This window comes from Paenibacillus hodogayensis (assembly GCF_039536325.1).
GTDB lineage: Bacteria > Bacillota > Bacilli > Paenibacillales > NBRC-103111 > Paenibacillus_AB > Paenibacillus_AB hodogayensis.
The window spans coordinates 136643-163109 of record NZ_BAAAYO010000010.1; the positions used below are offsets into that span (position 1 = coordinate 136643).

At 51.7% G+C, this 26467-nt stretch carries 18 protein-coding genes and 1 pseudogene; 3 read left to right on the plus strand and 16 right to left on the minus strand.

Features of this window, described 5'->3' with window-relative positions:
* Positions 1 to 46: 46 nt before the first annotated feature.
* From ABD796_RS19790 to ABD796_RS19800, 3 genes are read right to left on the minus strand one after another with little or no spacing between them, the layout of a single operon-like run.
* Complete coding sequence (locus ABD796_RS19790; protein WP_344910868.1) at positions 47 to 1195, minus strand: Ger(x)C family spore germination protein; 1149 nt, start codon at positions 1193 to 1195, stop codon at positions 47 to 49.
* Positions 1192 to 2667, minus strand: coding sequence for a spore germination protein (locus ABD796_RS19795; protein ID WP_344910870.1), 1476 nt, complete (start codon positions 2665 to 2667; stop codon positions 1192 to 1194). Before ABD796_RS19795 ends, ABD796_RS19790 begins: the two co-directional genes overlap by 4 nt.
* Entirely contained in the window at positions 2664 to 3764 is a 1101-nt protein-coding gene (locus tag ABD796_RS19800; protein ID WP_344910871.1) for an endospore germination permease, read from the minus strand. Before ABD796_RS19800 ends, ABD796_RS19795 begins: the two co-directional genes overlap by 4 nt.
* Before the next feature lie 164 nt (positions 3765 to 3928).
* Between ABD796_RS19800 and trpB the strand changes: the two genes are divergently transcribed.
* Positions 3929 to 5092, plus strand: a complete 1164-nt coding sequence (trpB, locus tag ABD796_RS19805) for a tryptophan synthase subunit beta (protein ID WP_344910874.1) — start codon at positions 3929 to 3931, stop codon at positions 5090 to 5092.
* A gap of 217 nt (positions 5093 to 5309) precedes the next feature.
* On the opposite strand, the gene ABD796_RS19810 is transcribed toward trpB, so the two are convergent.
* The 4 genes from ABD796_RS19810 to ABD796_RS19825 all read right to left on the minus strand — a co-directional run bounded on the left by ABD796_RS19810 (position 5310) and on the right by ABD796_RS19825 (position 12571).
* A complete protein-coding gene (locus ABD796_RS19810) occupies positions 5310 to 9083 on the minus strand; it encodes an Ig-like domain-containing protein (RefSeq protein WP_344910877.1) in 3774 nt (1257 codons plus the stop codon).
* 64 nt (positions 9084 to 9147) lie between these two features.
* Positions 9148 to 10017, minus strand: coding sequence for a carbohydrate ABC transporter permease (locus ABD796_RS19815; protein ID WP_344910880.1), 870 nt, complete (start codon positions 10015 to 10017; stop codon positions 9148 to 9150).
* Positions 10018 to 10030: 13 nt separating this feature from the next.
* Complete coding sequence (locus ABD796_RS19820; protein ID WP_344910881.1) at positions 10031 to 10930, minus strand: ABC transporter permease; 900 nt, start codon at positions 10928 to 10930, stop codon at positions 10031 to 10033.
* A 96-nt stretch (positions 10931 to 11026) separates the two neighbouring features.
* Complete coding sequence (locus ABD796_RS19825) at positions 11027 to 12571, minus strand: extracellular solute-binding protein (RefSeq protein ID WP_344910883.1); 1545 nt, start codon at positions 12569 to 12571, stop codon at positions 11027 to 11029.
* Between the two features lie 298 nt (positions 12572 to 12869).
* Between ABD796_RS19825 and ABD796_RS19830 the strand changes: the two genes are divergently transcribed.
* The gene (locus ABD796_RS19830; RefSeq protein ID WP_344910885.1) at positions 12870 to 15434 is read left to right on the plus strand and encodes a helix-turn-helix domain-containing protein; all 2565 of its coding nucleotides are present in this window, start codon (positions 12870 to 12872) and stop codon (positions 15432 to 15434) included.
* 180 nt (positions 15435 to 15614) lie between these two features.
* Here the strand turns inward: ABD796_RS19830 and ABD796_RS19835 are convergent.
* From ABD796_RS19835 to ABD796_RS19845, 3 genes and pseudogenes are all read right to left on the minus strand, one after another.
* Positions 15615 to 15707, minus strand: a pseudogene (locus tag ABD796_RS19835) (RNA polymerase subunit sigma-70); the annotation flags it as partial.
* A gap of 19 nt (positions 15708 to 15726) precedes the next feature.
* Positions 15727 to 17376 carry a M56 family metallopeptidase gene (locus ABD796_RS19840; RefSeq protein WP_344910888.1) on the minus strand — a complete coding sequence of 550 codons (1650 nt, stop codon included), beginning with the start codon at positions 17374 to 17376 and terminating at the stop codon, positions 15727 to 15729.
* On the minus strand, positions 17373 to 17732 hold the full coding sequence (locus ABD796_RS19845) for a BlaI/MecI/CopY family transcriptional regulator (protein ID WP_344910890.1): 360 nt from the start codon (positions 17730 to 17732) through the stop codon (positions 17373 to 17375). Before ABD796_RS19845 ends, ABD796_RS19840 begins: the two co-directional genes overlap by 4 nt.
* Positions 17733 to 17985: 253 nt before the next feature.
* Between ABD796_RS19845 and ABD796_RS35685 the strand changes: the two genes are divergently transcribed.
* Positions 17986 to 18381 (plus strand): phage holin family protein, encoded by a 396-nt coding sequence (locus tag ABD796_RS35685; RefSeq protein WP_379117670.1) that lies wholly within the window; start codon positions 17986 to 17988, stop codon positions 18379 to 18381.
* Positions 18382 to 18401: 20 nt separating this feature from the next.
* On the opposite strand, the gene ABD796_RS19850 is transcribed toward ABD796_RS35685, so the two are convergent.
* The 6 genes from ABD796_RS19850 to sigK form a co-directional block, all read right to left on the minus strand.
* The gene (locus ABD796_RS19850; protein WP_344910892.1) at positions 18402 to 20204 is read right to left on the minus strand and encodes a sensor histidine kinase; all 1803 of its coding nucleotides are present in this window, start codon (positions 20202 to 20204) and stop codon (positions 18402 to 18404) included.
* A gap of 24 nt (positions 20205 to 20228) precedes the next feature.
* On the minus strand, positions 20229 to 21665 hold the full coding sequence (locus ABD796_RS19855) for a response regulator transcription factor (RefSeq protein ID WP_344910894.1): 1437 nt from the start codon (positions 21663 to 21665) through the stop codon (positions 20229 to 20231).
* Positions 21666 to 21821: 156 nt separating this feature from the next.
* Positions 21822 to 23399: an extracellular solute-binding protein gene (locus ABD796_RS19860; protein ID WP_344910896.1), complete on the minus strand. Its 1578-nt coding sequence runs from the start codon at positions 23397 to 23399 to the stop codon at positions 21822 to 21824.
* Between the two features lie 105 nt (positions 23400 to 23504).
* The gene (locus ABD796_RS19865; RefSeq protein ID WP_344910897.1) at positions 23505 to 24377 is read right to left on the minus strand and encodes a carbohydrate ABC transporter permease; all 873 of its coding nucleotides are present in this window, start codon (positions 24375 to 24377) and stop codon (positions 23505 to 23507) included.
* A gap of 14 nt (positions 24378 to 24391) precedes the next feature.
* The gene (locus tag ABD796_RS19870; protein WP_344910899.1) at positions 24392 to 25342 is read right to left on the minus strand and encodes an ABC transporter permease; all 951 of its coding nucleotides are present in this window, start codon (positions 25340 to 25342) and stop codon (positions 24392 to 24394) included.
* A gap of 338 nt (positions 25343 to 25680) precedes the next feature.
* Positions 25681 to 26382: an RNA polymerase sporulation sigma factor SigK gene (sigK, locus tag ABD796_RS19875; RefSeq protein ID WP_344910900.1), complete on the minus strand. Its 702-nt coding sequence runs from the start codon at positions 26380 to 26382 to the stop codon at positions 25681 to 25683.
* Positions 26383 to 26467 lie beyond the last annotated feature (85 nt).

Sequence of the window (26467 nt, forward strand, 5' to 3'; positions counted from 1 at the left end):
GAGGACCGGCAAGCCCCGCCAAGACTGACTGGGGCAGTCCTACCGGTTAATAATCGTCATGGCTGTCTCCGAGCCGGTACATGCCCGAATGAGTCAGATGCAGATCGACGTCGATCGAGCCGAGCGCCAAATCGTCCAGCGGTTTGGCGCCGTTCTGCGTCGCCCTACTCCAGAGCCGGAAACGATCATGATACAGCGTATGATTGAATTGATAAATATCGAGCCCCCGCTTCCGCCCGATCGCGAACGTATGTCTGATCTCATCGGCTACGGCGCTCTCGGCCAGCCGGGTCAGCTCGCCTTCGCTCAGCTCGGCCAACAGCTCCGAAATGACCAGCTTCCCCTTGACGGATAAGGCATACTGCCTTTCGTTTATTGGCGTAATCTTCACCTTCGGACGGTCGACCGAAACCGATGCGACCGTCTTTCCTTCCCTTTTCAGCATCACGTTGCTTCGTTTCGTATCCTCCTCGACCCAGCGCAGGCCAAGCAGCTCGGCATCGCCCATCCAGACCGCCGGTTTTTGCGGCGACAGGACGAACATCCCATCGACCATCAGCTTCGGATCATCCCTCCCCCCTTCTTTCCAAACCCCCTTGGCAATCGCTATGCAAGGAAGAAGGAGGCTCGATCCCGGTTCGCGGTAATTCGCCACCACTTTCTGCAGCCGCAGCGGCCGGATGAACGAACGCTGGCGGTAGCTGTCCTCGGGCTGGAACAAGATCGAGCCGAGCGGCGACTGATGGAAGAATGGCAGCGTCACGAAAACGTCGTCGATTTGCTCCCTTGTAGCGTACACCCATTGCGTATAGCGAACTTCGCGAAACCGGATCAGCCCGTCTTTAAAATCGTCGATTCCGTGGCGCAGCGCCCGCTCGGAAAATACGATAGACGAGACGTGCCCCCAGAACATCCGCTGCTGGGCGGTCGCATACAGCTGGTTCATCGCCTCCACGACCGTCCCTCCCTGCGACTTGCCCGCCCATACCGATACCGGTCCGGTTTTTTTGCCGCTTTCCGGCTTCGCCACGTTCGCAAAGTCGACCATCTGGGCATGGATGACGAATTGCCCATCCTTGTAATCGAAGCCGACGGCGGTTATATAATCGGTATCCTGAATCACTTTAATATCCCAGCAGCCGCTTAGCAGAGCCGCGAACAGCAGCGGAACCAACAGGGAAATCGCTCTTCTCAAGAGTGTTCGCCGCCTTCCCTCGTATCGTCGGTCGTCTTCAGGAAGGACGGACGGTGCCGGGCCACCTTGATCGATTTGTATTTGAACATATAGTACATATCCCGAAGCTTGGGCGGGGAGAAGGGGATCATGTACGGCACTCCGAACGATTCCAGCGTAGACAAATATAGAATCAGCGCTACGACCGATATCATAAAACCGAACATACCGAGAAAAGCGGACATCATGAGGATGATAATGCGCAGCAAGGTCACCGAACCGGCCAGCGACTGGTTGACCAGCGTAAACATCGCCATCGTCGAGATCGCCACCGCCACGAGTGTGGCCGGTCCGGTGATGCCGGCGCGGATCGAAGCATCTCCGACGATAAGCCCCCCCACGACAGCAACCGTCTGCCCGACGGCCTTCGGCAGCCGAACGCCGGCCTCCCGGAACAGCTCGAACAAGCCGAGCATAATGAAAAAATCCATCGGACCGGAGGTCGGCAGCCCGAGTCGTACCGACGCGATCGTAGCGAGCAGCGGAAACGGAATTTGATCGAAATTGAATGCCGTGACGGCAATGTAAAAGCCGGGGAAAAATACCGCTACGATCAACCCGACCGCCCGCAGCATACGTTCGATCAGCACGTAATAGCTCGGAAAATGCACATCCTCGGGAGACTTCAGAATGAGCGTCAGGCTGGCCGGAGCGATCAACGCCATCGGAGAGCCGTCCACAATGAGACTGATCCGGCCGCGCAGCAGACTGTCCGCCACATAATCCGGACGCCCGATATACTCGAGAAGCGGCAGCAGCGAGAAGCCCGAGCCGGCCAAGCTCTCCTCCAGCTGTCCGCTGCTGATCAGCCCATCGACATCGATTTTGCCGAGATTGCTCCGCATTTGCTGCACAAGCTCCGGGTTGGCCACATCCCCAATGTACAGCAGCGCCACCGACGTGTGGCTCCGTCTTCCCACATGAATCACCTCGCAGCATAGCGACTGCGTCAGCAGTCTTTTTCGCACGAGTGCCACGTTCGTAGCCATATCCTCGGTAAATGCGTCGCGCGGTCCTTTAATGGACACTTCCGTACTGGATTCCTCCGGAGTCCGGTTAGGCGGCTTGGCGATGTTCAAGGCGTACAGCAGGCCGGCCGATTCGAAGAACAGCATGAGCTCGCCTGAATACAAATAATACGTAAACCGTTCCTGCCAATCGTCCCCGCTTACCCTCCTGAGCAGCAGCGTCGCATTCGTCTCCAGCTGGACCGGATCGATCTTGTCCGCCTTTTGCAGCATAGCCTGCAGATTCGGCAGCGCCAGCAGGTTGATCTGATCGTGCTGTGCCATCCCTTGGCAGTACAAGAGCACGACCTTGTGCTCCCGCCCCGCCGGGCCGAGCCGTACCGATTCGATCCGGACGTCCTGGGACAGCCGGAACATGTCCTTCAGCCGTTGTTCATTCAGCTCGCTCCGTAATATCTCGTTCAATCGGCATTCTCCTTTCCCCGGCGTTTGGCGGCAGGGAGCAAAGTCAAGGCAAACAGCAGCAAACCGAAGCCTGCATTCAGGACGAAGATGCCCGGGAAATACAAGGCGGATAAAAACTGGAGCATTTTGGCGTCGCTGAAGGGGAGCAAAGCAAGCACAAGCAGCACGACCGACAGTCCGATCAGCGTATAGCTGCGCCGCTTTCGCGACTTTATGCCGGTTACGTCGGGTATCAGAAACAGCATTAGCGAAACCCGGATAAACGACCCGGAAATCCATTGATAAATGGAAAGAAAATCAAGATGCGAAATGAATTTGCCAAGCGTCACCATGCGCCACTGCTCGAATGCGGGGTACCGCTGCTCCGCTGCTTCGAACGGACCGAACAAGGCGATGGAGCCGGTCAACGGACCGGTCGTCAAACCGACAAGGATAAGCGTCATGATCATGACGCCCCGGAAGCGGATTTGCGACGACACATGGTGCTGCATCAGTACGATCAGCACCAGCTCGAACAAGCCGCAGCATGCGTACCCCAACGCTCGCAAGGACGGCTCGTACCCATGGGTGAACAAAGGCGTCAGCAGGGCGTAATCTTTGTACTGCGTGTTCGCCAAGGCGACAAAATCGCCCAGCAGGACAACCGCCGGCAGCAGCAGTCCCGCCGTTATGGCAATCGCCCTCATGCCCGCAAGAGCGGCAAAGCAGCAAAGAAGAATAAAAAACAGCACGATGACGAGCTTGGGTGTACGCGGCAAATAGGAGACGTTTGTCCATGTGACCGTATCGCTAAGCGAGACGTACGCCGCGACGAACAGATAGATGACGATGACCGCCTCCAGCAGCCTGCGCGTGACTTTGCCATAATGCTTTTCCAGCCAATCGGCTATTGCCATCTGGCGCGTTTTGCGGGAAACGACGTACAAGATGAATCCCCATAGCGCAACCGGGACGATCGAGGCCAATGCTCCGACCCAGGCATCGCGCTTGGCTGCTTCCAGCAGGATCGGAATGAGCAGCACGTGGTTGGATATGCCGATCGACAGCATAAGCACCATGTACATTTGAAGGACGGATATTTTTCTGGACGACTGCAAGCGGCCCTCTCCCGACACGAATAGATTGGAAAAATATTTCTCGATTATCGTTCGTTGGGAAAGGGGTTTTTATGCGCGATGCCCGGCCTGTATGATATGATGACCTTAGGGACTCCTTCCGGAGCCGATCATACATCATACCATTCTTATGGAGGCAGATCGCAATGAGCGCAGACCAAACCCGAGACGGCTATTTCGGCGAATTCGGGGGCAGCTTCATTCCCCCTATGCTGCAGGAAGCCATGGATTATTTGAGCAAGCAGTTTTATACATTCAAGGACGATCCGGAATTCAACCGGGAATTGGATTATTATTTGAAGGAATACGTCGGCCGCGAAAACCCGCTGACCTATGCCGAGCAGTTGACCCGCTCCTGGGGCGGGGCCAAGATTTATTTGAAGCGCGAAGACCTGAACCATACGGGAGCCCATAAAATCAACAATGTCGTCGGGCAAATTTTGCTCGCCAAGCGCATGGGCGCCAAGCGCGTCATTGCCGAAACCGGCGCCGGTCAACACGGCGTCGCCACAGCCACGGCTTGCGCCATGTTCGATATGGAGTGCGTCATTTATATGGGCGCGGAGGATACGCGCCGGCAAGCGCTTAACGTGTTCCGGATGGAGCTGCTCGGAGCCAAGGTCGTGCCGGTCACTAAAGGACAAGCCCGGCTGAAGGACGCCGTGGACGAAGCGTTGAACGATCTCGTGGAAAACTATAAGAACACGTTCTATTTGCTCGGCTCCGCCGTCGGACCTCACCCGTTCCCGACGATGGTCAAGCATTTTCAATCGGTCGTCAGCAAGGAATCCAAAAAACAAATTTTGGAGAAGGAGGGCCGTCTGCCGGATGCGATTCTCGCCTGTGTCGGAGGCGGCAGCAACGCGATCGGCGCCTTCGCCCACTACATCGACGAGCCGTCGGTTCGTTTGATCGGCGTCGAGCCGGAGCTTGCGCCCACAATGACGGAGGGCGTACCGGGCATCATTCACGGCTTTCGCTGTCTCGTCCTGCTTGATGAGGAGGGCAATCCGAAGCCGACCTATTCGATCGCCGCAGGGCTTGATTACCCGGGGATCGGGCCGGAGCACAGCCATCTGAAAACAAGCGGCCGCGCCGAGTATGTCACCGTCTCGAACGAAGAGGTGCTCGCCGCGTTTCAGGAGCTGTCCCGTACCGAAGGCATCATTCCCGCGCTGGAAAGCGCCCATGCGGTCGCCCACGCGAAAAAAATCGCGCCGTCGATGAGCCCGGAGCAGATCTTGATCATTAACTTGTCGGGACGCGGCGACAAGGACGTAGAGCAAGTGTTTCATATGCTAAAAAAATAAGAACGGAAAGTAAAGCCCCGCTTTAGCGAAGCTAAACTTTCCGTAGCAGCATAGAAAGAAGCGGCCGTGAAAAGCGCTCGCCTCCAATAAAAGCCTCCCAACCGCCGAATAGGCCGTTGGGAGGCTTTGTCTTTTCGAACGAGAGCCGTTCTATCCTTCGCGGGATTCGGCCTGACGCCTGCGCCGGCCGGCATGCATCAGCTCGCTGCTCCGGTCGTTACTCCGTCGGCGGCACCCGAAGCTGCGAAAATTCGATATCGTCGAACAGCAAGTACTCGAAGCCGCCCGCATAGAAACCGACCGTGCCGGACGGGTTATGATCGGGAGCGGTCGCTTGCAGCTTCAGCGTTCCATCCACATACAGTTTGATCTCCCCGCGGTTGGCTATGAGTTTTACCGTATACACCGTATTCGGCGCCAAATCCTCGTAGGCAAGATTGGTTTCCTTGACGGTCGCCCATGCCTTGTTATAGAGCACCCATTTGGAGGCGCCGTCCGTCGTCTTCCGATAGCCGATCCGGTCGCCGCTGCCCGATACGATCCGGTCGAACAAATAGAGCGTGGCCGAGCTCGGAATGGTCGGCGGCGTCTTCATCTTGAACGTCAGCTCGTAATTGGTGAACGTGCGCGGGGAATTCGCGGACGCTCCGTTCAGCAGACGGTACATGCGGTTCCCGTCCACCGTGACGATGCTGCGGTTCGGATCGACCGGCCACCCTCCCCCGCCCGACTCGAAGTCGGTATAGAGCAAGATGTTCGAGACGACGATGACGCACGATGCCGATGCTTGCGGATTTTCGTCCGACCTGACGGTAATGACCGTCTCTCCGGGCCCGACCGCAGTCACCCGGCCGGTCGCATCGACGATCGCGGCCGCCGGATTGCTCGACGACCAGTAGACGGACCGATTGACCGAATCGGAAGGATCGAACGTTACCTGCAGCTGCACGGTTTCGTCCGCCCCGAGACGGTACGTGCTCTTATCGAGCAGAAGTCCAGCGACGCGGGTAGTCGGAACCGATATCTTGATGTCGTCGAACAGCAAGTAGTCGAAGCCCCCCGTGTAAAAGCCCACTTGACCGGATAAATTGTGTCCGGGATCGTTCGCTTTCAATTTCAGCGCACCGTCCACGTACAAGCTAATATCCGCGCCCTTGACGAGCAGCTTGACCTGGTATTCCGTATTCGGCGCCAAGTCCTCGTATGTCAGATTGGACGCCTTAACCGTTGCCCACGATTTGTTGTACAGCACCCACTGGGACACGCCTTCCGCCGTCTTCCGGTAGCCGATCCGGTCGCCGTTGCCCCCTACAAGCCGGTCGAAAATATACAAGGTGGCGACGTTCGGAATGACGGCCGGCGTCTTCATCTTGAACGTCAGCTCATAGTCGCGATAGTCATACGGAGAAAGCGCCGTCGCCCCTTTCACCACTTTGTACCAACGGTTGCCGTTCTCCTCGACGATGGCCCGGTTCGGGTCTACCGGCCAGCTGCCCCGTCCCGTCTCGAAATCGGTATATTCATAGATGCCGTCGCCCAGCTCCACGGTAATGTTCGCCTGGTCGCGGAGCAGCGGATTTTCGTCCGAGCTTACCGTCACCACCGCCTGCCCGACGTTCATCCCGCGAATTTTCCCTTTACTATCCACCTGCACCACGCTCGGATCGCTGGAGACGTAATGCACCTGGGGGTTGCTTGCGTTCCAGGGGAGCACGGCGGCTTGTAAATCGAACGTTTTGCCGATCGCCACGTTAACGTTGCGCTCGTATAGCTGGACGCCTTGAGGCGGAATCGAATCCGGCGCCAAAATCGGCCCCGCCTTCCCGACAATCCCGATGTCGCTGAACGGAATCGCCTGGAAGCCCGGAATACGCTGGAACACCTCGGCGTTGCTTGTCAAGTTCAGATCGCCGGCAGCCAGGTTGACGAAGCCGGGGTCGCGGTCCGCCACCCAGTTGTTCGCATACTGCACCAGATTGTATTTGTCGTATGCCCCCTGGGCGTTCGTCGTGGTGCTCCGCGTCACCGTCGGGTTATAGACGACATTGCTTACGAACGTATTGGTCGTCGGATAATACCGGTTCTCGGTGAAGAAATCGGTCAGCTCCGGGTATTTCGTCAAATACGGCGTGCCGACAAAGTTGTTGTTCGCCGCGAACAGCGCCTGCCACTTCGGCATGTAATCATTGGTGATCGGCTTGTTCGGGCCGTCGCCGATATATATATCGGCATAATCGTAAGGCACCTTGCTGTCGATGAACAGATTGTTGCGCGTGACCACATGCGCCCCGCCGTTATTTTTGACCGCGGAGTTGCTCATCTTGTAGAAGATGTTCTCCTCAATCGTCAGCCCCATCGTGAAGTTATCCGGATATACGCCTTCCACGCCCGCCTTGCCCTGGCCGATATGGTGGAAATAGTTGCGCTTGATCACCGAGCCCCGCTGCTGCGGCGTAGCGCCCAAATTCATATAGATGGCGCCGAGATCGGAGAACATTTTGCAGACGTCGTAAATATTGTTGTATTCCACGAGCTGATCGTTGCCGAATACGAGCAGACCGGGATGGGGCGCGTCGTGAATTTCGTTATGCGACGCCCGGTTGCCGACACCGGTCAAGATGACCGCCGGATTGTATGCTTTATGGTAGTAAGCGAAGTCGTGAAGGTGGGAGTTTTCGACGAAGTTGTTGCCCGGCGCAAGCGTGCTCTTATTGCCTCCGTTCAAGGTGACCGCCGTTCCGCCAACATGGGAAATGCGGCTGCTCGAGACGCCGTGGTTCACGCCCGTTGCAGGAGCGAAATCGTTGTACAGCCAGCGGCTCGGCGTATTGATCAGGACGCCGCCGTTCGTGAAGTTGCGAATGTCGCAATGCACGATCCGCACGTCGCTGCCGCCCATAATGACGACGGCCGAGTCGCGCCCGTACTCCATAGTCAAATCCTCGAACGTGATGTACGAGGCGTTAACCGCGTTAATCATCGGCGTCTTCAGCATCGTGACGACGAGTTCGGGACTGGCTGCCGCAAACTCGGCCGTAGGCAGGACATACAGCATGCCCTGTGCGCGGTCGATGTAGTATTCGCCGGGCATATCGATTTCCTCGAGCAGATTTTGCGCGAAATGAAAATCCGGGTACCAGTTTTTGAACAGGCCGCTCATCTCGCCGTAGCGCAGCGTAATCCGTTTATTGAGCGTATCGATCGATTCGATCTTGTTGTACGACCATTCCCAGCTGTAGCCGAAAATGCCGTCCAGCCATATATCGTCGGCTTGCGTCCAATATTGCGGGCGATCGTACGTGTAGCCGAACGTCCCTCCCCGGTCCTGCAAATCGGCGTCCTTGCGAGTAGGGCCCGGGTCGATAATATCGCCCATCTGCACGGTTCCTGCATTGGGCCAGCGCGCCAGCGTCATGCCTTGGCCATTCACGTACAGCTCCATTGGCGGGACCTGACTGACGTCGTTCGCCTTGTAATAGCCGTGCCGGTTTATGACGCCGAAATCCGTAATGCCGTGGCTCGACAAATTAACCTGCAGCACCTTGCTGCGCGCATTAACATCGATGATCCGGTTCAGCACCGCCGTGTCCGTTACCGGCGCGAACCAGCTCTTCTGCAGCGGCTTGCCCCCGGACAGCTTGACGCTCTCGCCCGGATACGCCTTGTAGGCGATCGGTTTATCCGCGGTGCCGGAGTCCTGCGCCTCCAGCTGAAAGCTCGTCAGCCTTTCGTGCGTGCCGCCTCTTAGATATACGGTCACCCCGCCGTCCGGCAGTCCGGTGGCGCTGCCCTTCAGCTGCCGGATGGCATCCCGGGCCTTCTCGAGCGTCCGGAAAGGAGCGTCGATCGCACCCGAATTGGAATCGCTTCCATTGGTTGCCACATAGAAGGCCGTCCCCGGCATTCCGGTCCCGGCCCATGCGGCAGGCATAGCGCCCAAACTCAACAGCATCCCGATTACGAATAGAAGAATCGCTTTTTTACCAAGCATACTTCCCCATCCCTTCGACGGATAGTATCCGGTCTTGCCGGTGAGGCAGCGAAGCGAAGCTCCGCTACCCTTTCACCGAGCCAATCATCGTCCCCTTCTCGAAGTAGCGAAGCAGGAACGGGTAGACCACCAACACCGGAAGCACAGAGACGATAACCGCCGCCATTTTCAGGCTTTCCGGCGCGGGCGGAACTTCGTTGATCGCCGACGTGAACGGATCGAGCCGGTTCTCGATCAGCATTTGCCGCACGATCTGCTGCAGCACAAATTTGTTCTGGTCGGTTACATACAGCAGGTTGTCCATGAACGCATTGATATGATGGACGAGCGACCAAAGGCCGATCGTCACGAGCGCCGGCATTGACAGCGGAAGCATAATCCGCGTGAGAATGCGCAGATCGCGCGCTCCGTCGATCCGCGCCGCCTCGACGAGCGCGTCCGGGATTGAGCGGAAGAACGAGATCATGACCAGCACCTGAAAGGCGTTCGCCGCAGACGGCAGCACATACACCCATCGCGTGTTGAGCAGGTGCAGCTCCTTCAGGAGCAAATAATGGGGCACGATACCGCCGTCGAAAATCATCGTAAACAGAAGCAGCATGACTAGCAGCCGCTTCAGCGGAAACTCGGTGCGGGACAGCGGATACGCCGCGCATACCGTCACGAGCAGCGTCAGAAAAGTCCCGACCGCCATACGGAACAGCGTGTTGCCGTAACCGGTCCAGATAAACGGATACTTCACCACGTCGCGGTACGCTTCCAGCGTAATCTGGCGCGGAAACCAATGGAAGCCGGTCCGCAGCGCCTCACCTCGTCCGCTCAACGATACGGACAGTACATGAATGAACGGATATACAACCGTAATCGCGAGCGCCGCGAGTACGATATAAATGATACCGACGCCGATTTTGTCTTGCCAAGTTTGGTTTTTCATGAAGCGCGTCCTCCTACCATAAGCCGTTCTCTCCGCGGCTCAGCCTGCGAACCGTCATGTTCGCTCCCAGAATGAGCAACAGTCCGACCAGCGATTTGAACAACCCGATCGCCGTGGTGTAGCTGTACTGGAATTGCTGCAGACCGACGCGGTACACGAAGGTGTCGATCACATCCCCGGTCTCGTACGTAACGGGATTGAGCAGGTTGATGATTTGTTCGAAGTTCGCGCTCAAAAAACCACCGAGGCTGAGAATGAACATAATCGCGACCGTCGGCATGATCGAAGGAATGTTGATATGCCATATGCGCTGCCAGCGATTCGCTCCGTCGATGGTGGCCGATTCCTGCAGCTCCGGATGAATGCCCGACAAGGCGGCGAAATAAATGATCGAGCCCCAGCCGATGTCTTTCAGAATAGCCGAACCGACGATGATGGAGCGGAAATATTCTTTGCGTCCCATATAGAAAACCGGCTTCCCGCCAAACCATTCGACGATATGGGCCACGATGCCTGTCGTCGGCGACAAAAAGTAGATGACGAGACCGGACATGATGACCCATGATACAAAGTGCGGCAAATACATCGTCATCTGCACGAACCGCTGAAACAGCCGGGAACGAATTTCGTTCAACAGAAGCGCCAGCACGATCGGCGCAGGAAACGCAAACAACAGCAAATATAGATTGAGCAGCAGCGTATTTTGCAGCAGCCGGTAAAAATCGGCGTTCTGGAACAACGCCTCGAAATGCTTGAATCCGACCCACGGACTGCCCCATATGCCGTCGACGATGCGAAAGTCTTTGAACGCGATGACGACGCCGTATATCGGTCCGTACTTGAATACGAGGAAAAAGGCGAATGCAAACAGATAGAGCGCAAACAGCTCGCGATGCTTGATGATCGTTTTCATTAGAAGTCACGTCCCTGGAGCAGGTCCCGCTTCCCGCCCGCCGGGTGGAACCGATGGCGAATGGTTTGCGAGAAGCGGAACCCGTCATTTTGCCGGTTATTTTTTGAATTGCTTCTGGTACATCTCGTTCGCTTCCTTAGTCTGCTCGTCGCCGCCCTTCGCCTTCCATTCCGTTACGAATTTATCGAAATCGGAAAGCGGGATTTCTCCGCTGATGATTTGGGCGAAATACTTTTGCATGAGCGCCGTCAAATCTTTCTTATACTTGCCGTCCGACGGCAGTGCCGCGAACAGAAGCGCGTCCGTCCAGCGAGGTGCGGACGTGTAGGCGCGGACCGCTTCGTTCAGCTTCGGATTCGAGTATTTGTCCCGGTAGTTGCGCGTCGTAATGTTGCCGAGCGAGAACAGCCGTGCGCCGATCGCATCGCGCTGCTCCTGCTTTTCAAACCCGGGTAGAAACTTGGTCGCGCCCGAAGTCGCTCCGCTGTCCGCGAAATCCCATTGCGTCCCTTTGACCCCGAGACTCGTGATGTTGATCGTTTCTTCGTCGCTGCTTTCCGCACGCAAAATTTCGAATATTTTGTTCAGCTTCTCCGGATTGTCCTTGACTTTGTTGCCGAGGACGACGAAATTGCTCTTGATTCCCCAGTCCCAGCTTCCGTCTCCGCCAGGCCCCTTCGGGTTTTTGCCCATGGCGAGCTTCGCGTTCGGGTTGATCGCCTTCATGCCGACAATCGTCGCGCCGTCTTCCAGCGCCCCTCTGCCGATTTGCTCCTCGATGACGCCGATCCGTCCGTTATACAGCTTCTTGCGGTACGAATCCTGCGTATCGGTAATAAATTCCGGGTCGATGACGCCGTCCGCGTACCATTGCCGCAGCTTCGCCAAAGCGTCCTTAGTTTCGGGACGGACGGAGCCGTTGACGACTTGCCCGTCCTTCAGCTGCCACATCGTCGGCTGAACGCCGTAAGCGCCGAAGATCGAATAGAAGCCGGAGCCCCACGTCGACGTGGCGGTTCCCGTCAAGCCGTACGTATCGTTCTTGCCGTTGCCATCCGGGTCTTTTTTGGCAATCGCGTACGCCGCCTGCTCGAACTCGTCGAGCGTTTCGGGAATTTTGGCGATCCCGAGCTTATCGAGCCAATCTTTGCGCCACAGCATATTGAAGTCGTAAGGCTTCAGATCGATGAACATCGGAACCGCCCACAGCTTGTCGCCGAATGTGACCGTCTGGAACAGCTCGCTCGATTTCTCGACGTCCTTGTAATACTCCGGCATTTTCTCCTTCAGCATGTTCCGGTCGATGCTCATTAGCACCCCTTGCGCCTGGTAAGCGGAAACGTTGGCGGGATCGCCGAGGATGAACAGGTCCGGCACCTCTCCGGAGGCGATGCTGGCGTCGGTCACCTTGATTGGTTTGATACGGACATTGAACTTTTGTTCCAGCCATTTCTGCACCTGCGTGTCGGGCACGACTGCCGGCGCTTGGAAGTGGATACCCCATGTCAGCTCGACAGGCTTTGCGGCGTCTCCCGTCTGCCCCGACTTGGCGGAGCCGCTGTTGTTCTCTGCGCCACATCCGGACAGCAGGCCTGCAGCCAAACTGGTGGCAACTGCGATTACGATCGTTTTTCTTTTCATGTGCAAACTCGATCTCCCCTCGTTTGAACGGCGCCCCCTTTAAGCGCTTACCCGGCCGGGTTCTTGGGAACGGTTACATCCTTTACAATATCGGGCGGCCGGCTTTCGCACAATCGTTTCATTCGCTTTTCGTTATGTTTTTAAGCTTTTCGGCCCGTTTTCGCCCATTATGTTATTTGGTTTTTCGTATGTTTTTCGCGCTTTGTCTGTATCGTTTTGCAATCTGTGCTATAATTTCGGTGTTGTGCGATCCCATATCGCACGGTTTTGAAAACGTTCACAATAAGGAGGTATCCCGATGTCCGGTCGTCAGATGATTCGAAACCGTTCGTTGTTCGTGAAGCTCTTGCTGTTCATGACGGCCGTCGTCATTGTCACCGTCCTCCTCATCTCCTCCGTCACCTATACGATTTCCGCCAATACGAGCACGCAGAACGCGATCGAATACAACCAGTCGGTTTTGCAGCAGCAGCGGGATTTGATCCATAAAGAATTGTACGCCATCAAGAACATCGCCGCGAGCATGACGATGACGCAAACGTACTTGTACCACACGATCGACAACAGACTGAGCGTCGGCTCCCTCATCGACCTGACCCGTCATCTCGAAGAGCAGCAGAAGCTGAGTCCGTACCTCGAGTCGATTTATTTGGTCTACAAGAAACTCGATCTCGTCATCACGTCCCGCCCGGACATCAAGATGTCTCCCTTGTCCACGTTCGCCGACCGCTCGTGGCTGCCGGAGTTCGACCGCGAGGCTGGAAGCCGCACCGTCTGGCTGACCGGGCGGGCCAACGGCTTGACTCAGGGGGCGCGGGCCACCAGCTTTATGCAGAAAATGCCGCTGATCGGCCAGCTCGACGGCGCTATCGTGGTCAATGTCAAGCTGGATCTGTTGTTTACGGATTTCCTCAGCCATTACCATCATAAAAAAGGAACGACGCTCGTGCTCGGACCGAACGACGAGCTGCTCTACTCCGAGAGCGGAGCGGCATCGAGCCTCGTGTCCGGGCTGGATACGGGCGCCTTCTCGGCGGCGGGCAGCGGCTCCTATATCGACGACCACCGGCAAATCGTGACCTATACGACGTCCGAACTGACCGGCTGGAAGTTCGTCAACATTACGAGTCAGGCCGCCATGCTGCAAGGCTTGAGCCGGATCAAAACGATCGTGATCGCCGTATCCGTCTTCTACGCTGCCCTCGCGATCGGCCTCTCCTTCTATATTTCCCGGAGGCTGTACCGTCCGCTCAAAGCTGTCATGGCCTACATTGGCGGCTCCAATGCCGCGTCCGCCGTCTCCGCCGGGGACAGTCCCGGCCACACGGAGCCGTTGGCCGCTGCCGACGAAGCGAGCTTCATCCGTCAGTCGTTCGAGCGGCTGAGCCACAGCCGAGAGACGATTCTAAGCGAGAAGCGGCGGGTGGAGACGCTGCTGAGCGACAATCGCTCGGCGATCAAGGAGAAGTACCTGAGCAATCTGCTCAAGGGGGGAGCGCTTTCCTCGCGCGAGCATGAGGCCAAGCATACGGAAGCCTCGTCCATTGGGGACGGCCTGCCGAGCGGCGATGCCGGGCGCTTGGCGGCGGCGTCTTCGCAGCCGGACGCGCCGGACAGCGGAATGTTGGACGACATGGCGGGGCCCGATGGCGGCTTAAGCAGGCGCGGGCAGGAACGGCGCACAACGGAGGCGGCCGAAGCTGCTCCGAAGACGAGCGGACGGGAGTCTAGCACCGCGGGATTGCGCGACGACGCGGCGGAGCTGCTCGGGCTGAAGCTGGATTTTGCCCGCTTCGCCGTGCTGACCTTGGAGCTGGAGGAGCCGAAGCTGCTCGGGGCTACGGACGACAAGCTTCACTTTCACCTGTTTCAGTACGGGTTAATGGAGGAACTCGGAGCGGAGCTGGACGGGGAAATTTTCGTCCGAGACGATGAGCGGATGGTCATTTTGGCGACGGTACCCGTCGGCGCGGACAACGTTCCGTACGAGCTTGCGGGAAAGCTGCAGCGCGATTTGGGCGAGCGGTACGGCCTGACCGCAACGATCGGCATCAGCCGCATTTATTCCGGCATACCGTCGGTGCGGAACGCTTACGAGGAATCGATCGAGGCGTTGAATCTGAAGATGTATGTCGGCCAAGGCGAAATTGTGCCTTATGCGATCGTCAGCAGCTGGAAGCAGGACGAACAAGCGTATTATTACCCGTACGAGCTTGAGACGAAGCTGCTGCAAGCGCTGCTGCAGTTGAATGAGGAAGAATGCGAGACGATCGTCAGGCAGATTACGCGGGAGGTCGCGACGCGCAAGCTGGGCAAAGCGAACGTGCAGCAGCTGTTCTTCCAGCTTGGCGGGGAGATCGTCAAAACGTTGATGCAGACCGGCGGCGACCCGTCCGCCGTCTTCGGCGACCAGCCGTTCCCGCTGTCGCGGGCGCAGACGCTTCGCGATATGGAGCATTGCGTGCTGGAGATGTGTGCGCAGATCGTCGAACACAACCGGGAGAAGCGGCTGAAGCTGAACGATGTGACGCTGCAACTGGCCACCGAGTTTATGGACCGGAACTACAACAACAACATTACGATCAACACCGTAGCCGAGCATGTGCAGCGAAGCACGTCGTTTTTGAGCCGCATCTTCAAGGAGGCGACCGGCACGACGATCAACGATTATTTGATCCACCTGCGGATTAAACGGGCGTGCGAGCTGCTGCTGCAGCCGAAATATTCGCTGGAGGACATTTGCCGGGAAATCGGCTATTCCAACGTCAGCTACTTCAGCAAGCTCTTCAAGTCGCGCATGGGGCATACGCCGGGACAATTCCGGCAGCTTCAGGCTGCGGAGCTGCTGCTTCGCGACGAGTAGAGGGCGGGCCGATCCACAAGCATGAACCGAGTCTTCTACTCGTTCATACCGAGCCGAATACTCCTTGTTCATAAGATGCTGATCGCCCTGGGTTCCTTCCTGGGTCTCTATCTGTGCTTATTTATTGCGTCTTGCATAGGAAGCGGAATATGGCCGCTAGGTAGATTAGGCCCGAAGGGTAGATTCCGTACCCAAAATATCGATTAGCGTAATTTCGTTGCCTTCTTTATCCATTCCGATCCGATCGTGCAGAGAAACGTCTTTGCTGGTTTTGGCTGTACCTGCATCATATTTAATTCGTTACCGTAAAGAACGTATCATTTTCTTTAAAATGCTTTATTCTTTCCGAATAATCTTGTTTGGCTTCCTTTTCCGTCAATATATTGTTGGAAGCTAACAAGTCATAAAATGACTTCAGCAGCTGCGCGGATATAAGCATGGGGAATCTCTCGGAAGTGATCATCATTCTTTGTCCGTCAATCAGGACAGAAGCTATTTTTTCAGGCTGAACAAGCTCAATCTGTAAGCCGCTTCCGTCTACGACAACATACATTTCCTTTCCGTTCTCAAACTTGATATGTTGTACCTCTGCTCCGTTTGCCAACCGACTCTGGATTTCTTTCATGGAATAGCCCGGATTCGGATCATTTCTTAGAAGCCAGTCGGCAAACACTTTGGCGTCGACACGGTCAGTATCATATTTTTCCCAAGCGGCCCCGTTGTCCTTGCTAATCCATACGGAGTTATCATTCGTTACGCGCAGAACCATCTCGTTGTCCACATAAACCGCCCTGTACTTTGAAGCGGTAAGCCGGTCCATCAACTGCGGCACGTCCGTTTTGGTAAAGGTTAAATCTATCGGCATTAACGCTGTCGAGGATTCGCCTTGATATAAGGCGGGTCCGCTTTCGGCCGCAAGCTTCTCGACACCCGGAGCCGCTTCCGTTTCGTCCCGCGCAGAAGTCGCAAAAACCGAAACGGTTCCGGCCACAATCACAATACCGAGCAGCATCTTCGCTGTTGTGATTTTCTTGGTTTTCATAATCGATATAATCCTTTCTTCAACCGAGTTTTTGGCAAAATGACTAACGCTGGGGGACAGTCCGCTTTTCTTTTCTTCCAAATGAACAAGTGCCATCGCATAAACAGGCTTCATGCTTTCCCCAAATGTCCATATGACCCTTTCATCACAGGATAGCTCGATGTCCCGGTTCGCAACGATGTACATGACCCACACGAAAGGATTGAACCAATGGACACACACGGCAGCGGCAAGCAACCATTTTTTGAGTGTGTCAAATCGCTTGATGTGAATATATTCGTGGGTGAGGATAAGCTCGAGTTGTTTTTCATCGGTATAATCGATATGTTTCGGCAAAAGTACGACAGGCTGAAAAATACCATACGTGAGCGGAGTCAAAATGGTATCCGACTGCCGGATTTGCACCTTTCGCCATAAAGGATTCGACTTCTGCCATTGTTGGATGAACTCCTTTTCAATCGGCAACGACATGCTGTAATGAGGACGACACCGCAAATGCGGGATGATGAAAAACAAAGCGCATAACGTAAAACCAATAAGCCATGCCAGCACAAAAGGCGATAGCGATGAAGTCAGCTCCAGTGCTGCGGGTAATGGTGTCATACTATCTGCTATGGGGGGCACGGTAACCGTACCGCCATTTGAAATGGGGGAGCTTTGCGTTAAGGCTATGCTCTCTTGTACCGTAAACAACCTGCCTACATGATTGACTGCCGTAAAAAAACTAAATGGCGAATGAACGGAAACAGGAACAAGCAGCCGAAGTAACGCAACAACCCAAAGAAAGGTAAAGGTCATTTTCAGAACCTTATGTAAGAGCAGGAAACGAAAGCATACGACCGCAAAAATATAGAGGGAAGCTGATACACTCATATCAAGCAATGATATGCCCCACATCATTCCAAACTCTCAATCAGTTGTTTCAAGCGGTTAATTTCCTCGGTCGTCAGCTGCTTCCTTCCCAAAAGCGAAGCCATCAGCCTGTCCGGAGCGCCATTATACATCTTATTGATAAGTTCTGTTGTTTCATGTTCCTGCGCCTGCTCCCGCGTAACAAGCGCACGGCACACGAAATTGGGCTCTTGCCGTTCAATCGCCCCTTTATCAAGGCACCTCTTGATGATCGTATAGGTTGTTGTCTTGCTCCACCCTATCTTTTCCTTCGTCATTTCTGCAATCCTCTTTGCCGTAGTTTCACCCTCTCTCCACAAAATTTCCATAATATGCAGCTCGCTGTCGAACAGCTTCATACTCATAGGAAAGCACCTCATTTCTCCACGAATTCTACTATAGTAGAATGAATAGTTATATTCTACTGTATTAGAATATCTTTGTCGAGAAGAGGGTGAAGATCACTGGCACAAGGGCGATTATGGCAGCGTGTCCGTCTACATGGATAGAACAAGACAGATCGCCGCGGTATTGGCAATCTTCTTTTCAACCTGTATGATAAGAGTATTCTCGCCGCGCAAGGGCTTTCATATGAAAGCCGCCTATCTTGACCCATTGATGAAGTTAGGGGGGCTAACCTTGAGAAATCTGCTTCATTTACTGGTTACACTTCTTGTTTTTTGGCTTGGGAATGAATACTTTCATGAGTACATAGCCATATCGGATACCAAAACCTTGATCCTTGCAACCATCCTTATGTTCGTGATCAGTTTTCTTTACGGATTATTGCTTACCGTTTCATTCGTTTCCATTGTAGTGGGCATCGGCTGCTTAACTACGCCTTTATTAATCTTGGCTTCTCTTGTGCTGACTCCAATCAAATTATGGCTGCTTGATCGATATTTACCGGGATTTGAGATTCACGGTTTCTGGACCTACGTGATCCTGTCCGTCGTATTGAGCATTTTCACTGTAAAAGTCAAGTCATGGAGTAGAACGGATCGAAATTCATGAAGAGGTATGAATCGCGCTGTTCAAATGTTGGGGATCTTGACGATTACGGTCGTTCCCCAACCGATCTCACTTTCGATTTCAACCCCGTAGCCCTCTCCAAACAGCAGCTTGATCCTGTTATTGATATTGAAAAGACCGATACTTCTCCCATCCGGACTGTTTTTCGCAATCTCCGAATAGTCCTTGTCCAGCTTCCCTTTCAAGCTCTCAAGCTCGTCTTTGCCGATCCCTTTGCCCGAATCGGTTACTTGAAAGCATACATCTCCGTTAGCATCGATATGACCGCTCACACGAAGCTGTCCTCCTGCGTCCATACTTTCAAGCCCGTGATAGACGGAGTTTTCCACGATAGGCTGCAAAATCATTTTAGGCGTTTTCATGTCCAATAGCTTCTCATCAACATGGATTTCCATAGAGAATTTGTTCTCATAACGAATGGAAATAATTTGGAGATAGGCTTTAATGCATTGAATTTCTTCGTGAATCAAAACAAGCTCATCTTCTTTAATGCTATATCGAAAGATCTTCGACATGCATGAAGTGATCTGCGCGATTTCCTTGCTGCCGTATTCCAAGCCGATACTGCTGATGCAATTTAATGTATTATAAAGGAAATGAGGGTTGATTTGACTTTGCAGAGCCGAAAATTCAGCCTGCTTTTTGCTGAGCTCCGACTCGTATAATCTTGCTTGCGTATTCCATATATTGCTTGCCATCTCTTCCATATTGTCAATCATGTTATTGATCGAATAGGCCAAGACGCCAACTTCATTGGTCGAGCGCACCTTGATCCGAAAGCCCATATTCCGATTGCCGATTTTCCTCATATCCGCTACAAGCCCCATGACCGGCCGCGTCAAATTATTCAAGAAAAAGTAACCGAGAAGCATCATGCTCAGAACGATGCCGATTCCGGCTATAATACTGATGTTTTTAATCGCGTTCATGTCCGCCGTCAATTCGTGCAGCGGAATAATGCTTACGATCCGCCATCCGTCCGCCTGCTCCAACCCTTTTTCCTGAACGATGACGTCTTCCCCGTCTATTTTGGTCTTCACCCCATTGGTAAAATGATTCCGATTTGCTGCCAGTATATCCTTGAATAAAATGCCACGGTAATTGGCATGATTGGATGCGATGACCTCATCTCGGCTGTTTAAAATATACAAAGCGGAGTTAGGCGTTAAATCCGTATTTTCCACAAGCTCCTGCATCTTTTCCATGTCAACCATAACGGAACAATAGCCCGTTTTTTGCGAAAAATGAACCCCGCCAATCGCTTCGATAATAGGCGCTATATAAAAGAAATAGTCGCTTCCTGTTTTTTCGTATTTTAATAGGTTGGTGAACTGTCCTTTTTCAGCGGACGGACTGTCGTTTTTATACGTATGGATAAAGGCCTCATATTGATTTTCAAAAAAAATATCGCCGTTTGCAGTAGGCAAACTGTAAATTCGTCTTCCTTGCCTGTCATTTATAACAATGCCATTCACATAAGAATTAAAGGATCTCATATATTCCATTAGATCCATGACATAAGAGCCGATATCAATATCCCGCTTGTATTCATCATCTGCGATCGTAAATTCTTGTATCTTTTTATTGTTCACGGCTATGCTTGTGCTCACCTTTATATCTTTAAAAACGGAGTCGATCTTTTGGCGTGTTTGTTCAATGATTGTATCTCCATAATTGGCAGCTCTTTTATGCGTCAAATGATAAAAACTGTAATAAAAATAAAACTCCATGGATGTAAAGATGATGACCGAAAATAAAAAAATAAGGAGGATCTGATGTTTTAGTTTCAGTCTGCTAATCTGCACATTCCCCACTCCGATCCTAAACCATCAACTTTTTCTGAACTTCGAAGGCGTTATCCCGCTTTGCTTCTTAAACACTTTATTGAAATAATAGTAATCGACATAGCCTACTTTTGTGGCAACTTCCTCAATGGATAAATCGGTATACTTCAATAGCTCACACGCTTTTTTGATCCTTAATTCCGTGACATATTCCGAAAAGGTTTTACCCAAATGTTTCTTGAACAGCTGGCAGCAATACACTTGGTTAATAAAAAATTGGACGGATAAATCTTTCAAGTACAGCTTGTTCTGATAATGATGGTCGATGTATTTTACCATCTGGGTAAAATAAGAAAGGATATCGCCTTCCTGGATGGATTGGCTGTTCAGCTGCTTGACGTATAGGAAAATGTCGTACAAAAAACTGCATAAGGACTCGAAGTTTTCAAACCGCTCCTTCAGTTCGGAGTAATTAAGGAAATCAAGCTCCAGGTCTTTCAGTTCTTCGTAATAGGCAGCCACTAACACGCCGACCACTTGATTCCATAAATAAACCACCTCTCCCATCCCCAAATGATTTTGCTTGAAGAAATACACGAGTTTTTCAAGCATGTCATGCATGTCTTCAAACTTACTGTCTTGAATCATGGATGAAATTCCATCAATAAACGGCTTAACCACAGCAAGCTTGTGCTCGTATTCAAATACGCCTTTTTCTTCATGCAAAAAGATTTTTGAAGCTGCGAGATCCGCTTCCTTGATCAACTTGGCAATAGGGTCATAGTTCGTGGAAATGCTGCTGATGCCTATCGCTTTTATGTCCCACCCCGTGAAAGCTGCATAATCCAGTCGATCCTCTAAATCGGATCTCCTGTCGCTTTTGAGAATGTACAGCGTCTTTTTGGATCCCCATTTCACTTCCAATATTTGTTTGCGGTCGAAAAACGTGAAGTCTTTATCCTCCTTGTGCTCGCTGTTTGAATACAGGATAAGCACACGAAAAAAGGAGGCCGATGCATGATCAAAAAATGGCGTTAAACGATTCAATTCCGTTTTATCGGCTGACGTTAGCGCCTCCAGGATCAAGTTATTTTTCATGCTTCTCTTTTTGGAAAAATGCAAGGCGAGCTTTTCTATTAATGGATCGGCCATCTCTATATCGAGGGGCTTTAAGCAATAATCCAGCGCCCCGTACCTCAATGCCTCCTGCGCATAAGCAAACTCCGCGAAACCGCTTACAATAACAACTTCAATATCCAATCCCTTTTCTTTGATGATCTTGATCAGGTCAAGGCCGGAAATATCAGGCATTCTTATATCTGTAAAAACAAGATCCGGACATTCCTCACTTATAAACTCCAATGCCTTATGGACGCTTGTAAATTGGCCCGTTATTTCGAATCCGTATTTATGCCAGTTAAATGCATTCCGTATTCCTTTTATCGCCCACGGTTCATCATCTATAATAATAACGCTATACATAAGTACCTCCTTCATAGAGGATTCTGCCCTATTGGTTAAAAGTTTAACTCTCAGCCAAGAAGATAACAAGACGCTCAGTCGTTCTATGACAAAAGCCTATGGATATAACGCCGCATGTCCATAGGCTTTTTTACGCAACAACGTTCCTGTTTATGTTTACTTTTTATTCGCTTGCATGGCCTTATAGATTTTCACGTTTTCATCCATAACGGCCTTCCCGCCTGCTGCCATATATTCCGCAACCAGCTTATCGTACAAGCTGTCGAATTCCGCAGGCTTACTGACGATCAGCTTATCCGTCATTTGATTATTCATATCCCCAAGTGTTTTACCGAACTTAATATTGGACTCATTGGGCGTATCGAAAAAGAAGGCTGTGTACGTGTCCGTCGTATTGATTTTGTACGATTGTTCTGCAAGCGCCTCGTATCCCGGAGCCGATGCAGCCAGAGCCTTAATATTCTTCTGCTGGTCGCCAAGTTCCACGCCATTTACAACCAACGTATAATCCAGATTCAGATAACTGGTTTGCATATTGTCGCCGGTTTGATTGATAACCTGTGGAAGACCATTCACCATCTTGTGATTGACCCCTTCCTGCCCGAATTGCAGGAAAAATAGTACTTTGGGGTCGGACATCCAGTTCAAGTATTTAATGGCCAGCTCTGCATTTTTACTGCTCTTCGGGATAATGACATTTACGCCGTTTTCATTGTAAGCAATTTTTTTGTATTTTCCTTCATCGTTCTTGAACGTGTCAATGGGCACAAAGTTGGCGGTAGGCACATTTGCTTTCAAAGGCTCACTAATATTTTGCCGTAACGGATAATCCCAGTTAGCAATGAAAAATCCGATTTTCCCGTTTGTCAAGTCAGCGTTCGCCTGCTTTACGGTTTTGTCCAAGGCGAAATCGGGGCTGATTAATTTTTCATTATACAGCTTGTTGAGGAACTTGAGCGCATCCTTGTTTCCGGGTTTTAGCCAGTTCGGAGTTGTAACGAATTCTTCTTCCGACTGTTTCCCCCAGAAGGACTCGCCTAAATTGCCATACGAATAATTCATGCCGGTTGCTGCCAATCCCCACGGAATCACACCGTCTACGCCACCCGGATTTTTATCCCGGAACGCAACCAAGGTTTTATATAATTCATCTCGGGTCGTTGGAAGCGGCAAGCCCAATTTGTCCAGCCAATCTTTGCGAATAAACATGCCGTTCCATGCCAGCGAAGTTCGTTTCGCCGGAATCGCCATTTGCTTCCCATCAAACTGCCCATAGGTAAGAACCGTTTTTCCCAGATATTTCGTTAATTCCTTCCCATCCTTGGCCAATAGATCATTCAATTGCATAATCCCGTTTATTTTCGAGTATCTCGATACGGTTGCACTGTCGTAAGTAAAGGATATATCAGGCGCCTCGCCTGCCGCCATCAACACATTGAGCTTATCGATTTCTTGTGACCGGGGCACCGGAACAAATTTTACAATGGCATTGTTCTGCTTTCCAAAGTTATCGTTGATATACCTGGTCCACGTATTATTGTTCAAATCCGGCTGTCCCTGTACGCCTCTGTCAAATACTTCGACCGTTAAAGTAACCGGCTGACCTGAAGGCGCTGCAGCTTCTTTGGATGTTGGCTGGCTTTCTTTTGGCTTATCGCTGCTGCTGCACCCTGCCAAAGCGCTTGTTAATAGCGTCAAGACCGGCAATAAAACCGCCATTTTTTGCATTTTCATGTTAACCCCACCTTTACCAATAGTCATTACGAAGCCTTATACCCGCTGCCTATCATGCCACTCCGCCCGATCGATACCATCACCACCTCCTTCAAGCCTCATGTATCATCCCTTTATGGCCCCCGTCATTACACCGTCGACAAAATATTTTTGAAGCTTGGGGTAGACGACTAAAATAGGAACGGTCGCAAACATCACGCTCGCAGCTTTCAATGACTCGGGAACGATATAGGCGCCGACGCTGCCTTCACCTTGCTGGACATCCAATTGTTGATTGGCCGTGATGATTTGATACAGTTTCAATTGCATCGGATACAAGTTTTTATTCGTGATATAAAAGAGGGCGTCCTGAAAACCGTTCCATCTGTCAACCGCATAAAAGAGGCTTAACGTCGCAATAGAAGGCAACGATAGCGGCAGTACAATCCGTACAAGGATTCCTAGGTCGCTACAACCATCTATTGAGGCCGATTCTTCCAAGCTTTCCGGAAGCGATGCAAAAAAGGTTTTTAGGATGATGACATTGAAAACGCTCATAGCGCCGGGCAAAACCAAGCTCCAGGCCGTATTCATCAAATCCAGGTTTTTTACCAAAAGATAGTTTGGTATCAAACCTCCGCTAAAATACATCGTGATGACCATAACCGTTAATAAAAAGTTTCTTCCCTTTAATCTTTTCTTTGTCAACGGATACGCAGCACATACGGTCAAAAACATGCACAAAACGGTATATACAATCGTAAGTACAATCGTATACCCGAGCGTATAAATCATTTCAACATCGCTTAAGATCGTTTTGTACGTTTCAAAGGTGAACCCTACCGGCCAAAGAGATACCTTCTGCGAAATAATCGCGTTATTGGAGCTCAAAGAAAGCGCAATCATATACAAAAACGGAACAAGGCAAGTAAGCGCTACCCCAGTTATAAATAGGATGATGACTAGATCGGCCCAATTCATTCTTTTTCTGCTGTTCATCGAAGCCACACTCCTTACCAAATGCCCTGCTCGCCAATTTTTTTGGCAACGAAATTTGCTGACACTAAAAATAGTAACCCTGCAACGGATTGAAATAATCCAACTGCCGTGGCCTGCGAGAAGTCTCCAGACCCGATGCCGATTCTGTACACATAGGTGCTGATCACATCGGAGTATTCGCTGACCAAGGAATTCCCCATAACAAACGGACGATCGAATCCGATCGAGACCATCCTGCCGATTTGCAAAATAAGCAAAACCATAATCGTAGACTTCATTCCAGGCAAAGTAATATGCCATATTTTACGAAGCCTGCTGCACCCGTCGATATCGGAAGCCTCATACAGCTCCTTATTGATCCCGACGATGGATGCTAAATAGAGGATTGTCCCCCAGCCTACACTTTGCCATACCCCGACAGCTATATACATGATCAGCCAGTTCGTTTTTTGAGAAAGAAACTCAATCTTGCCGAAGCCCAGGCTGGACAAGACGCTGTTCGCCATGCCGCCTGAAGAAAACATCAGGTATACCATACCTCCAATAATGACCCAAGATAAAAAGTGCGGTAAATACAAGATCGTTTGAGTCACTTTTTTGAATCTTACATGCCGGAGTTCATTCAATAAAATGGCCAGTATAATCGGGGCCGGGAAACCCGCTACCAAATCCAGAAAGTTTAAAACGAGCGTATTGGCAAGAGCGCGATAAAAACTATTTTGATGAAAAATGAAGTTGAAGACGTCGAGCCCAACCCACTCGCTCCCGCTGATTCCCTGGAACATGTTATAATCTTGGAAAGCCATTAATACGCCGTAAATTGGAGCATATTTAAAGATGGCGATGTAAGCTATTGGCAGAAGTAAGAGTACATATAACAGAACATCTCTTTTTATGCTGCGCACGAAACTGCCCTTTTTCTTTATTTTGTAGTTGCCGCCAACGTTGTCTAAAACCGCTTTCACTTTTATCATCCCTCTTCAGCATTTTTGGCTGCCAATCTTTTAAGACCTCCTATGCCAATAATTATACTTTTGCAAAAAAATAATAAAATGTACTTTCTTAACATTCATTTTGTAATCAACTTATAAATGTTTCGCTCCCCAAAACCTTGCAACAAAAAAAAGATGGAGTCAGATGACCCCATCCCTGCTGTGTTAAAAGCCTACTTTTACCGTCTGAATTCTTGTCCCAGCCCAAACTATCGAAGGATCTACAAGGATTCCTACGCGACTTCTTGCTGACACATACTAAAAAGCATGATCGATCTGAATGTACTAATCGATCATGCTTTTTTAGTTAATCACCGCTTCGCCTTATAAAACTCATGATAAAGCTTCATGAGCGCCCGCTTCTCGATCCGCGACACATACGAGCGGCTGATGCCGAGCTCTTTGGCGATTTCCCGCTGCGTGCGCTCTTCTCCGCCATGCTCCAGGCCGAAGCGGCCGACCACCACTTCCTTTTCGCGGTCGTCGAGAATGTCCAGGTTTTTGTAAATTTTCGATTTCTCGATTTTCAGCTGCACTTTATCCACGACATCGTCGGCTTCCGTACCCAAAATGTCGATCAGCGTAATTTCGTTGCCCTCTTTATCCGTTCCGATCGGATCGTGGAGGGAAACGTCCTTGCGGGTTTTCTTCAAGGAACGCAAGTGCATCAAAATTTCGTTCTCGATACATCTCGCCGCGAACGTAGCGAGCTTCGTCCCTTTATCGGGCGAAAACGATTCGATCGCCTTGATTAGACCGATCGTGCCGATGGAGATCAAATCCTCGAGGTCCTCTCCCGTGTTGTCGAACTTTTTGACGATATGTGCCACAAGTCGCAAGTTATGTTCGATCAGGATGTTCCGGGATACCTCGCTCCCTCCGGCCATCAGCTTCAGATGCTTCATTTCTTCCTCTTCCGTAAGAGGCTGGGGGAAGGCGTTGTTCTTGACGTATGAGACGAGAAGCAGCAATTGCTTAATGAATAACCCGATACTCGAGACGATTCCGAGCACATGTGTCACCCCTTATGAAGAGATACTCACAGTTTATGTAGGTATCCGCCCACAAGTGCCTGTACGCCGGAAAAAGTATGCCGCT